8 protein-coding genes and 1 pseudogene are annotated in these 13178 nt (G+C 39.6%); 1 reads left to right on the top strand and 8 read right to left on the bottom strand.

Annotation, left to right across the window (positions count from 1 at the left end):
- Positions 1-10: 10 nt before the first annotated feature.
- Positions 11-613 (bottom strand): hypothetical protein, encoded by a 603-nt coding sequence (locus tag AAC147_RS10450; RefSeq protein ID WP_231571383.1) that lies wholly within the window; start codon positions 611-613, stop codon positions 11-13.
- A 947-nt stretch (positions 614-1560) separates the two neighbouring features.
- On the opposite strand from AAC147_RS10450, the gene AAC147_RS10445 reads away from it, so the two are divergent.
- Positions 1561-2250, top strand: a complete 690-nt coding sequence (locus AAC147_RS10445; protein ID WP_047680720.1) for a helix-turn-helix transcriptional regulator — start codon at positions 1561-1563, stop codon at positions 2248-2250.
- Here AAC147_RS10445 and AAC147_RS10440 read toward each other — a convergent pair whose 3' ends face one another.
- The 7 genes and pseudogenes from AAC147_RS10440 to AAC147_RS10410 form a co-directional block, all read right to left on the bottom strand.
- Positions 2251-2637, bottom strand: a complete 387-nt coding sequence (locus AAC147_RS10440) for a cupin domain-containing protein (RefSeq protein ID WP_047680717.1) — start codon at positions 2635-2637, stop codon at positions 2251-2253.
- 254 nt (positions 2638-2891) lie between these two features.
- Positions 2892-3467: pseudogene (locus tag AAC147_RS10435) on the bottom strand (IS1 family transposase).
- Positions 3468-3762: 295 nt separating this feature from the next.
- Positions 3763-3969, bottom strand: coding sequence for a 2-hydroxymuconate tautomerase family protein (locus AAC147_RS10430; RefSeq protein WP_047680714.1), 207 nt, complete (start codon positions 3967-3969; stop codon positions 3763-3765).
- 57 nt (positions 3970-4026) lie between these two features.
- A complete protein-coding gene (gene yhjD / locus AAC147_RS10425) occupies positions 4027-4998 on the bottom strand; it encodes an inner membrane protein YhjD (protein WP_047680711.1) in 972 nt (323 codons plus the stop codon).
- A gap of 238 nt (positions 4999-5236) precedes the next feature.
- The gene (locus tag AAC147_RS10420; RefSeq protein ID WP_047680708.1) at positions 5237-9664 is read right to left on the bottom strand and encodes a hemagglutinin repeat-containing protein; all 4428 of its coding nucleotides are present in this window, start codon (positions 9662-9664) and stop codon (positions 5237-5239) included.
- A gap of 98 nt (positions 9665-9762) precedes the next feature.
- Positions 9763-11478 (bottom strand): ShlB/FhaC/HecB family hemolysin secretion/activation protein, encoded by a 1716-nt coding sequence (locus AAC147_RS10415; RefSeq protein WP_047680705.1) that lies wholly within the window; start codon positions 11476-11478, stop codon positions 9763-9765.
- A gap of 571 nt (positions 11479-12049) precedes the next feature.
- Positions 12050-12568, bottom strand: a complete 519-nt coding sequence (locus tag AAC147_RS10410; protein ID WP_038269551.1) for an Hcp family type VI secretion system effector — start codon at positions 12566-12568, stop codon at positions 12050-12052.
- Positions 12569-13178 lie beyond the last annotated feature (610 nt).

The raw sequence follows: 13178 nt of genomic DNA, 5'->3' as shown, positions 1-13178 counted from the left end.
TTGAATGTATTTACAAGTTTTTTTCCTTAACCTGCTGTGGATTGGAAGGAGATAACTTATAATAAACTTTGTCACTTGCGGGAAGCCTCTTTTCAATTTTCATTGAAAGAATCGCGTTATCCTTAGAGACGACGTAATAATTTAAATAATTTACTTTACCATCATAAGGATACTGAAAATCCGGTTTCAGAAATTTTTTCTCATAAGTTTTTACATAGGGATCATACTCATCTTCATAAACCACTCGCTGATTTCTGACAAAAATAATCTTATAAAAAAGGTTGGCTTTTCCTGTAAAAGCAGCCCCGATAATATCTTCAATATCTTTATGATCCATTCCTTTATCCAGGATATACATTTTATCCCAGTCAAAGGGTGCGATTTTATTCATATCAATCAGACAAGCAGTATTCTTCTGACAATGTTTATCTGCATAATCGATAATACTCAACTTACTGTTACTAACAGATAAAAAGAAAATGACAATGCTCAATATTAATGTAAGTGCAACGATATTATTTTTGTTGACAGCATGGAAAAACATCATTCCCCCTTCATAATCAAATTTGATATGAGAAAACGGTTTTGGAATTTTACCCTTTTTAATCAACACATTTCTGCATCACTAAAAGCCTTGCTATGCCAATTTTATTACAATGGAGTAATCTCATACTCTATATTGATTGAATATCAATATAAAAATCCGTGCGAAAAAGTCCCTCAACTGCTTTTAATCAGCAGCTTTACTGTTACAAATTCACAAAATATTACAATAATATAACTTCACTTATGGAGGAGATAGCTCCACATCACTCACAAAAAGCGATTACGCTACACTGCTATTTCATGTCTTATGAGGGCTTATAAGGTAACGAATTAACCTCTATTATTATCATTTTCAGCATAAACAGCACTATGCAGGGGTGCTTTATGCAAAGGAAAAGTATATTAAGTCTACTAACAATTTTCCCTGTTTCAAATAGAAAAATATGGTAAACAAATAATAAATGAAACTAATTATTACTAATGTAATTTAGTGGTGATCTTTAGCTAATTAAGCATATTAAATTTTCTATAAAAAATAGATTTGAACAGACTCATCTGGAAATAAAATACTGTTTATTTATACAGATTCGTATTTTTTCATGGCGGATTTTATATTTTAATTTCTTGGGAAAGAAAAATATTTAATCAAAATTATAAAACTAATCTCTGAAAATTCTATCTCCTAAAAGTATTCGTTCTTTTGGCGATTTCTAATGAATCATCCTGATAAATTGTACATGCCACATCTTTATTTTTTTATTTTTAAATCCATAGCACAGTTTCTATTTAATAGAATTCATTTTAAAGAACTTCTAAAGTTTATACCCAATTCAGGTAAAAAAATCCTCACAATTAGTTATTTGAATCTATTTAATTATGCTATTGAATTTTTTCACTCAAACAGTTAATCTGACAACGCTAAACCATAAAAGCTATAGTAATATCATTCATATTTAAAATTATAAATATGAGAAAGAATAATAATTAATCAGAATGATTTTCAAAAGGTAGCATATGAATTGTTCAGTAGAAAAGTTGATTAAGCCGCTAATAAAATTTTGGGAAATTAGTAATGAGCCATGGGGGGCAAAAGATCATACCTCAAAATTTATATATGCTAATAAAAAATATCATGAATTACTTTCCCTTCCTAAAGGGTATGATGTAGAGGGCCATTTTGATGGTGAACTTCCGGCATCTACTGCAAATTTTCAGGATGAATTTCAGAAACACGACAGAAAAGTTGAAACATTATTAGATCGGGTCACCTCTATTGAGATTCATCCTTTTCAAAATCTCCCCTACCTTCAACCATGGTATTTCGACAAATATCCATTAATTGATGAAAATGGGACATGCAGAGGAACTATTTTCCATGGAAGACCAGTAGATACTATAACACTAGAAAAACTAAAAAAAATAAATATGCAAACATCATTAGTTTTTACACCCCCATCAGCGTTTTTTAGCAAAAGAGAATGGGAAATAGTGTTTTATATTCTGCAAGGTTTCTCCACTAAAGATATCGCCGAAAGACTATTTCTGTCCCACAGAACAATCGCCAATCACATCCAAAATGTGTATCAAAAAACAGGGGTAAAATGTAAGAAAGATTTGGTTGGATATTGTTATGAAAATAACATAGCTAACTATATCCCTGAAAGCTTTTTCAGGGAATCACAGTCTATCACTTTTGCAAAATAATTATTCACATATATCTGCAAAACATACTCTATCATGGGATAAATGGGACTCTGGGCATAAAAATATTAATTTTACATTTTCATGAGCAACAAGTTGATGTGCTGTATTTGGATAAATACAAAAAATACATCCTTGGGAAAATCGCTTTTTTTGGACATCATGAACCTCATTATCGATTACCTCACCTGTCCATATTTCTCCTTCACCAGAAAGTATTATATACCATTCATCTCCGCTACTGTGATTATGGCATCCAACTCTTTTTCCTGCATTGATAAACGTAGCATAAGCGTTTAGTCCTTCTTTTTTTATCATCTGCCTGACAGAAATACCAACAGCATCATCTTTGATAGCATCTTCTGTAGAAAAACTAGCAAACTCTATCACAATTACATCCTTATATTTCGAATGAGTATTTTTTACTCTTTATTAAGCCAAGCATTCAAATTTAACATTTATGCACATGTAAAAAAACAAATTCTTACAATTATTATAACTCTGCCTCATTAATTTTAAAATATTGCTATTCTTACCTACACCAGGGAAAACCTGTTCATTTGAAATTAAAATTCTGGGGATAATCCACGGTACTCAACGTTTTCTGTCCGCTCCGGCAATCATGAACCCAATAGTTAGATCTCTTATGAAATATAGTATTCACGTTCAATGAATGTACCAATCACTTTGTCATGCATCGTTTCCGGTTTGGAATAACCTATCGTTTTGCGGTTCAGCCTTTTTATCCGAATTCGCAGAGTGGGATTAGCTCCCTCAATACGTTGGGTAATTTCTTGCCCGTGAAGTGTTTTTCCTCAGGAAGACAATCGTAGACAACATAATCATCCGTAAAGTAGAACTGAATGTTGAAAGGAGCCAGAAAAGGACCACCGTTCGTCCATTTCACAGACAATCTGAATATCACTGCCTGCAAGCGGCAGTGTGGTTACATTTCTTAGCATAAGCATTTTAATGTGCGAATGACGGTGTTAATGCCAATTTTCAGAACACGAGCGGTATCCCCGACACGCGCGTTATTTATTGCCATATCAACAATCTGCTCTTTCATGCCGGGTTGGCAGGCTTGATAGGTATGTTCAGTTGGAAGGTTTTACGACAGGAATAGCAGTGATAACGGGGTGACCAGTACACTCTTTTCCATGCCCTTTAACTTCTTCTGTTTTATAACAATAACGACAAACCACATCGACTTTAGTCATATCTCACCCATAATAAAAAATAGGGCGTTTATCACAAGATTTAATTATTGGGAGCATGGCCGCATGATATCTTGTATGTTTTATTTTCTATCATTCAAAAAAAGCTATTTGGTAGATGAATATCCATGTTATTTCGCGATAGTATTTTATTTTAAATAACTTACTTTGTTTATTTATCATTAATGTTCTTATTATATTCAATAAAAATAATAACCATATTGATTAGGGTTTTGTTGATATTAAAAAAATAAAAGGGCGATATATTCGCCCTAATCGTTCATTTTTTAAATATGCATTACTTCTTTGCAGCAGCCCGTACTTCCGTCACACTATTGCCACCAATTCCCCAGTTATCCGTTTCCACTTCATCAATAATGACAAATGTTGTTGCCGGATTCTTGCCAAGTACATCCACCAGCAACTGGGTTGCACCTTCAATCAGTTGTTTCTTCTGTTCAACAGTTGCCCCTTCGCGGGTGATTTTGATGTTCACAAATGGCATAAATAACTCCTTTTTAGGTTTGTTATAAAATGATTCTTATGATGCGGTTTTGTTTTGTTACTCTTTTTTCTCTGCCGTGGCGATCCAGGCAGCGCAAAACAGGGTCAGTCGGGCAAAGAAATAGAAAAATGCCATCAGGCCAATTACTGAGCCAAAGGCTGCGCCAGAAGGTGAACTGGCAAGGCGTGGCAGCATCATGGTCATAATCGATTTGATGATCTCAAACCCAATGGCGGCCATTAATGTTCCCTGAAGCAGGGCTTTCCGCTCAGGCCGATGACGAGGTAAGATCCACAATATCCATAGAAATAATAAATAATTGGCGGAAATGGAAATCGTCATGCCAATGGATGTCCATACGGGGCGTAGCCATTCGATACTTTCTAAGCCAAGCGCATGGACTATGGTTGCCTGAGCAGAGCCAGCGATGGAGTTTAGGGAAAGTGTTATCACTAATGCGAATAGCAGGCCAAACAGAGAGAAAACATCCCGGATATATTGAGAGTAGATTTTTTCTTTATCTTCGTGGTTACGTTCCCAGACATCACGGGACTGAGCACGGATCGCTTCCCGCAGATTGCCGACCCAATTCACGCCTGAGTAGAGCGCGATCGCCAAGCCTGTCAATCCAACGGTTGTCCTCTGTTTTATGGCAGTATCCACACTGTTTTTCAATGTATTTGCCAGCGTTGGGTCGCTGATGCTATTGGCAATACCGTTGATGAGTTTTGCCAGCAAATCAGGATTGGAAGCCAGTACAAAACCTGCGATAGCAAAAGAGAGCATCAGTATTGGGATCAGTGACAGAAAGGAGAAATAGGTAATCGCTGCACCAAACTGACTTCCCATTCGATCATTGAAACGTTGAGCTGCCCGGATAAGATGGGCAATAAATGGTATGTGGCGGATATCGTTGCCAATGCGGATCGTCACCGAAAGCGCTTTTTTGCTGCCATCTAGCCCTTTCTGTAATGGTGTGTTGGTTGTTCCTTTGCTGGAATGTTCCCTTTTTTCGAAATCATTTGGCATTACATCCCCTTGGCTTTGCCTGATATGACTGTACCTGATATGACTGTAATGTAGCCCATTATAGCCGCCCTCTTCCAAGTTGCAGCTTTATCATGTTTACTTATCCCAATCCTATTGCCAGAGAGGGGAAAGGGGTGAGGATAAGTGGTTGGCCGAATAGGGGAAAAGTACGGTAGCTACGCTGCTGGCTACCGTACTATGTATTATGTGCGATGTGAGTGAATTAAAGAGAGGTCAATTAATCCAACGGGTGATCCTTGATCCAACTATGTGTAGCGGGTATTTCTGTATTGTGATTCTCATTTTTCACGAAAGGCATTTTGCCGGAGAAGACATTTTTCTGAGCTTCGTTAGCAAGACCTGCGATGGAATCCGGCAGGTTAACTCCCATATTTTTACTTCTATCGTAGCCTGTTACAGATTGATGCTCGATTTGCCGGGTATTAACGGATACCTGCCCTTGTGTGCTGTCAATCCGGCTGCCGATTAATTGGGTTTTACCCGCGACGTCCAGATTCACTCCGTTAGCACCGTTGATGGTTGATTGCTCACCAATGGTTTCCTGATCGAGAGTATCGTAATTACTCTTGAGTTTCCCATTGTATCCTTTGAAGGCCGCGGTCAGGCGATCAGTCAGACTTGGGGCTTCCGCATTGGTTTTTTCATCATTGGTTGCCGCTGTTTCAGATGAGTTTTCGGGTAAGTTGCTGTCAGCAATCGGTAGTGTTGTTTTATGAGAATTATCTCCTTTGACGGTTTTGCTATACCCTAATCCTGCATCCAGACCGACATTCAGGCTATCAGTTCTATTTTTGAGGCTTTCAACATTAAGGTTGCCACCGATATTACCCGTCACTTGATCTGCGGTAATATTAGTTCCCTTGAGGGATGTGTCCTGGGCACTGGTCAATACAACATGACCACCAGAAACCTGGCTGTTATGGTGAGTGACTTTGTTCAGGTGATCGACACCGAATTTAACTCCACCACCAATATCGTATTTGCTGTCGATGATGCTGTTATTTGTTTCTCCATTATCTCCCGTACTATCACTGCCTTCATTGTTACGGACTTTACTGGATACGCCACCTTTGCCTTTAACGTCAAAGTTCCAGCCATTACTGTTAACTGTATCCTGAGCAGCAGCCAGTTCAATTCCACCACGTTGCGCAGTTAAATCCACTTGTTTACCAGAGACATTCGCACCTTGTAGTGTCAAATTATTGCCCGCATTCAGATTGATACCTTGCCCGCCGGTGATAGCACTGGTCTGGGCTGTAGTACTGTTCTGTTGGCTGGTGTTATAGCCTGCGCCTGCACTGCCACTGAAGTTTTTACCATCTGGATTAGTGCCTACAGTTAGGGAAAGTTCTCCATTATAGCCGTAATTGTTTTGTTCCCTGTGGTTGGTAGCCTGATTGAACTGAATATTTCCGCCAGAATTAACGTTTGTTCCGCCATTGCCCGCATTCATGGATGTTCCCTGATAACGTGCGTCTCTGGTCACCTGAACGTGAATACCATTTTGGGCATTAATACCACTGGTAACGGCATGATTATCGCTGGTGGATGTTGCCTGATAGCTGCCGTTACCTTTGCCATTGACAGAAAGGTCACTGCCTGTGCTGGTGTAAATGCGCAGACGAGCGTCGCCAACAGTATTAGATGAATTGCTGTTCTGACGATTGTAGGCTGCTTCACTGGTATGGCTGCCCGCAGTTAGTGACACGCCGCCTTTGTTCGCCTGATACTGGGTTCCTTGATCGTAAATATCTCCATTGGTGGTTACTTTGATATCATCAGCTTTAACAGTAGTTACTACAGCATTTGATTGATAAGTATTGGTGTTATTGCTTTTGCCATTCATGGCAAGCTCAAGACCCGCATTTGGCAATCCGGTTTTTGAGATCGCGGTATCCAATTTCCCGTCTGTTGCCGCTTTAGCCGTTTTTTCCACCGGGCGGGACGTTGCACTGTAATCGGCTGAACCACTGATTTCACCACCTACCTGTAATTGGCTTGTAGACGCTGATTCTGTATTGGCCGTCGCAACATTTTTAATGCTGCCCGCATTCGCCTGATAAGTTCCTTGTACCTGATACTGAGTGCCTTGTTGTTTCAGTTCTCCCATTGCGTTCAGTTCAAGGTTGCCATTGACTTGAGCGTTTGACACTACCGCAGTAGTACGGTTCTGCGAATAAACATTATTGGAATACCCCCCTTCGGCTCCACCCCCGATCCTATCCATGCCACCAGTAGCGAATACACCGCCACGGACTTTGGCTTGTGAATTTTCGGTTGTTGCATGATCTTCTGCTGCCAGCAATGCGATATTATCGCCTGTAATTTTGGCATCACCCTGTGTTGTGACTAGCTTTGTGCTTGTGATAGTGACATTTTTTCCTGAGTTAATGGAAAGGTGACCACCCTGCAACTCGGCTTGATGTTGTGCAGTGGAATGGGTGTTCTGGTTATCGGAGGTATGCTCAAAACCTACACCAGCGCGGTATTGCTTATCTTTCGTCTCATTAGCGTAATAGTTCCAGCCAAGATTGGTTTTTTCCTGCTGATACTTATTTTGTGCATCAAAGGCAAGTACATTGATATTGCCTGATGTGTTCAGATTAAGTTCACCTGCGCTTTTCGCCAGACTGCCAATAACATTGATATCTTTGTTACTGAGTAACTTCAGGTCAGTATCAGAAATTAACTGGCTACCGGAACTGGTTTGCTGGTTTGTTTGTTCCTGATTGGAATTTTTGGTGATATTAAAGATTGTTCCCTTTCTCTCATCAATCTTTTTATAGGCATGATTAACGGCATTATCGATGACTAACTGCCCATCATTAGCTTCAACATACGCTCCTTGTTGCGCTTTTACCTTACTGCCGGTAATCGTGACACCATTTATTCCATTCAGTAGTAAATGCCCATCTGCCTTGATGTCAGAAGCATGGTGTGTTTCCACTTTATCCTGGTTGTCTTTATTACTGCCACCTGCAATGCCACCCCAATAGTGTTTATTTTTCTCAACGTGAAGATCATTGACGAGAGATTGCGTAGTGACTTTTACCTGTTGCCCCGCTGAAACAATCAGGTTTTTGCCTGAATGTACCTGAGAGCCGATAATTTCGGCATTAGCTCCTGCGTTGATCCCAATATCTCCCCCTGCGTTCAACTCACTGTTGACACTGCGCTGAGTAGTATTGACCGTTGTCCAGTTACCGGTTTGCAGTGCCAGGGAGTGATTTTTTTTATAGCCTGTTTCAACGGTCATTTCTGATTCCACTAAACCAGCCAGTTTTATATCTTGTTTAGCGGATATGGAAAGTTGGTTTCCGGCGATAATTTTACTGCCAAGCACTTCTGCATTGCCTTCGTTGGCGGTCAGATGAACATTTTCCCGTGCGTTGAGGGAATTTCCTTCATATTGATACTTTTCATTCTCATTGGTGACATCATACTGCCAGGATAATCGCCATTTGTTATCGACGTTACGGTTAAGCTGGTGAAGTTGTTGACCATCCAGTTTCAGATTAGCGCCAGTCAGTTTGATATTATCCCCTTCAATATCGGTTGCCATCACCTGATTATTCTGGTGGGCGACCAGCGTGATGTTCTTACCAGCCAGTTGAGTGCGGGCAATGGATTCGTTAATTTGCTTTTGCGAGGTATGAACACCACTAAAACGGCTATCATAGTTATCTTCGCCTGTTTCATGTGATGAATTCCGGTTAAGGCGCCCTTGAGACAGCAGGTTTTTACCCTGCAATATAATATCTCCGCCTTGCAGGTTAGCTGCCTCCAATTTCACGTCACCGTGGGAGGTCAGGTAAATACCATCATCGGCACTCATCTTACCTTGCAGATTGACTCCGCTTCCCTCCGCAGTATTCAACAGACGAATACGTCCCGCTTGCATACTACCGAGATAGTAACTATCAAGTGCGTCCATGACAGATTGCTGTGATGTCAGGATTTGGCCATCCGCTGCAATTTGGTTATTTCCCATTGTGATATTGAGCATTTTTGGGGTGATGACTTTGCCGTTGATATCAACTCTGGGGGCAATCAGGTTCAGAACATCATTATGGGACAAGCCATTGTTTTTGATATTTAGAGCATTTTGGTTATCGAAATTCTTGAATCCTTGCAGGATACCATTTTCAACTAACGGGTTACCGACAACCAGAGATGCCTGATTCGTGTTGATAAAGCCACAACCGTTACAGGTGATGCCATTGGGGTTTGCCAGCACATAATCGGCGGCCATGCCGAAGATCTCTTGTTTACCGAGCAGGAATGAAGGGTTACGGCTGACCACTTCATTCAGAATGATACTGGCGGCTTGCCCATTCAAATTATTATTAGCGGATAACTGCCCGGCCAGTTCCGATTGTCCATTAACCAATGAGTTATTTAATACAGCACCCATTTGGTTGACGTTAAAGTCCTGATACTGGTTATGAGATAAACCCGAATCGGTAGGGGCGACGATATTGACGACTGTAGCGCCTGTTTCTGCAATGGTGACATCCGGGCGATGATCTGCATCACCACCAGGTGTAATGCCGTTGGCAAAACTGGTTGAACAAGTTGTCAGAATAATTGCCATTGATGCAGCAAGTTTCCCCGCAGGAGATAATCTGAACTTTTTTCTCTTCATATTATTACCTCTGTTTACTTTCTTTCTTGTGAGTGTGCAGCTACCTTGGAAGAAGGCTTCCAAGTTGGCTACGGTTAAAAAACTGATGATTTAATAAACTAAAAAGTGTAAGAAAAACGGGTTAATAGTTGCATGGGTTCATCCTTACCTTTATTTTTATGGGCCAGCGTTTTGCCACGGCTCATCTCAACATCGGCGAAAAAATGTTGATAGCGCAAAGTCATACCAACACTTAATCCCGCATTGCTCTTCCATGATTCCTGTCGGTTGTGGCTTTTGATCTGGCCGATATCTGCGCCGATACGCAGGGTAAGTGAACTTTCAGACAATGGTATTGAGTGGGATAAGGTATTTCTCAGATACCAGCCGTTATCTGCGGAAAGGACGTTATTACTGACCCCCCGCACCGTATTACGGTCGGTAATATTGAGCCACTCAACACTGGGTAAGCCTTTTGGACTGTACTGAGCGTAAAACTGGCTGTTAAATCGGTACGGCATGGCAAGTAGTTTGACGTGCTGCTGTAAATTTACCGATAGCTTCCCTTTGGTAAATTGTTTATTCAGGTTGTCTGTGGAGGTTTGGGCACCGAACCACGGTGTTCCTTGCTCAATACCAGCATCAAAAGTGATAAGACCACTGGGAATAATTTGCAAGTGGCTTATTCCCAGTGAAAACACAGTTAATGTCTGGCTACTGTGCCTAAGTTTCTCGATACCGAAATAGTTGTTGTAATTCTTATAGACAAATTGACTGTTGACCGTCGAGAGTTGCGATTGATTACGGTGGAATATCCAATCCATACGTACGCCCGACTGTTGTGAATTACCGTGCAGTTTGATTGAGTGTTTCGGCAATTTTGGATGGCTTGTATAGCGGGAATAGCTGGTAAAGCCGCTGAAAGTCACAGCACCGTAAGGGAGCGAATAGAATAGGGTGGCGGCGCGGTTATATTGGGTATTGGGTTTATCGAGAGTACTGACACCGCTGAAGCTGATGAAATCTGATAATCCCAGAGGGCTGTCTATACTGGTATTCAGTCGGCCAATCCATTCGCCGGTACTTTTTTGCCCATAGTTATCAGTTATTGTGGTGATCCGCCACGGAGTGGAATGCCGATTATGCAGCCTGATGATAGAACCACCATTAACTGAACCGGGCAGAATATCAAGCGTTGTTTTGTTTGATTGCAGACGATTCGACTGATCCAGCCCTTGATCCAACTGATTAAGATTCAAAGGTTGATTGATCAATCCGGGGAATAACATCCGGCTGTTGACCCAGTGATCACCGCCTTCAATGGCTTCGACGAATCCTTCAACAACATTGAGTCCCAATTCTCCACGATGATTGGGGGGAATAAATTGTACCCGTGCCGTAATATAGCCTTTGGCAAGATAGAGATTAGTGATTTCTGCTGTCAGTTTGTTGATGTCATTGTTAGTAATGCAATGATCGGGTAATGCACTGAGTGTATCTAAATCTGTCAGAGAGAGCAGAGTCATCCCCTGAAGATAAACACCATTGATATTCAGACAGGGTGAGGCTTCAACCAATACGGGTGATACAGTTTGTGGCGCAGTGGTATCAGTACGATCAATGAATCCTTGGTGTCGGCGTTGTTCAATTAACCGACCTATTTCTCGTGAACTGTCCTGTAAGGTTCTTCTGGCTTCATCCATGGTGGATTCAACCATAGCGGATTCAGCCATAGCGGATTCAGTCATAGATAGTGCAAAGTCGGGTGTTTCAGGCAAAGCGATTACCTGAATAGAGGTAGATAATAAGATGAGGATTGCTGTTTTTTTGAACATCGTAACACCCAAATGACAATGGTTAAGTTGAAATGTAACCTGAGGTCGATCAGATATCGATCAGATATAGTTATAATGGTTCACTAATTAATCATTAAAGCATAGAAATTATTTTATTTGGCTCTGATTAACGGGAGCAGTCTGTCTTATATGATTATTTATAGTTATATATTTAACTTAACCGTTTACTATCACCCATTTTAGTTATGTTTTACCGCATAATTTAGAATTAACTCAAATGAGAAGTAGATTTAATTGAAATTTCAAATAAATGGTGGAAAGACATGAATTTTGTTTTTTTTAAATTCATGTTTAAAAATGTGACATTGGTTATTAATAGTACATGTGATTATTAATTTATATATTCTTATTTATTGAGAAAATAATCACTATATAAAAATCTCACTTTAAAAAAAAACAAAAAAATAAAATATAAACAAGGAAAAAATGAATTAAAGTAAATTAATAGGGGGAGGTAATGTAGGAGAGTATTATTCAGCCAATGAATAATATTCATTGGCTGAAAATTTATTGCTAAAAACTTATTATCTAAAACTTGATGAATAAGATATTAAGCAACAATTGGCGCGCGCCAGTCGTCAGCACCAGAAGTACCAGCAGTAGTGTGTTCCCACTCGATCTTACGGTAAGAGAGAGAAACACGAACCAGCTGAGTGAATTCAGATTTTGCCGGATCCTGGCAGTGTGGCATTTTGCAGTCGATGTCAACGATAGTTGCATCTATCAGTTTAGTCGTAAAGAAATGCTCTTGTTTACCTTCGATAGAAGTACGATACCACTTCAGTTCTACAGTTGTTAACATTTCGCCGGAAGCCAGTGCGTTGTAAAGCAGAGGAACTGCTTTATTCAGTGCAACGGTGAAGCGGAATGGTTTATGTGCACGCTGACCAGAAGGCTGACCAGATTGTGGATCAGTTGGAACAGTAACAATGTGGTCAAATTCTTGAACCAGCATTTCGTCTTCGTGACCCTGAACAAAGATATTGCCTACTGATTCAGCAGTGAATGCGCCAGCAGTGATATTACCCTGAGTTTTTCCGTTGATGGAAATATAACATGGAGTTGGCATATGAATATCCTATAAAAATTTACCAATATAAGTGTAAGTGCTCATTCCTTGCGTGATTATTCCATTCATTGATGAAATAAAATTAGCGATGCCGAACACTCGGGGCGAATAATAAAGCTGAAATTGTCTAATGCAAAGTTATTTGTAAATTGCAACGCGAGTTCAAATTCAATGACAAATAAAAATTTTATAATCATTGCCGTTGTGATATTTATGACTGAGTTTTTATAAAAAGCAAGATTGTTTTTCTGTATAAAAATTAATCTTCATATTTTTGATTTATATAATTAATTGATAAATAATGTGTTTTAATTTTTAAATCATATGATTTTTATGATCATTTATAAAGTGTGATGTACGTCAAAAATATGAGTTGGATAAGATTTTTAATGGAGAACAATTAATCTAAATAAATAAAAAATATACTTGATAATAATGATAAGACACAAACTTGCAGACTATATTTTATTCATAATATATGAAAAATATTACCTTATATACAATTGACAGGTAATCGGTCTGTATACTCTTATAGAGAGTAAAGACAAAGTTTTATCTATTTTGCAAGGGGAAAATATTTATAAGTTTCTAGAAAACACGATAAAAGTAC

This window comes from Xenorhabdus sp. NBAII XenSa04, from assembly GCF_963866145.1.
GTDB classification, from domain to species: domain Bacteria; phylum Pseudomonadota; class Gammaproteobacteria; order Enterobacterales; family Enterobacteriaceae; genus Xenorhabdus; species Xenorhabdus indica.
The sequence above is the reverse complement of the archived record's forward strand: the minus strand, read 5'-3'. Positions and strand labels throughout refer to the sequence as shown.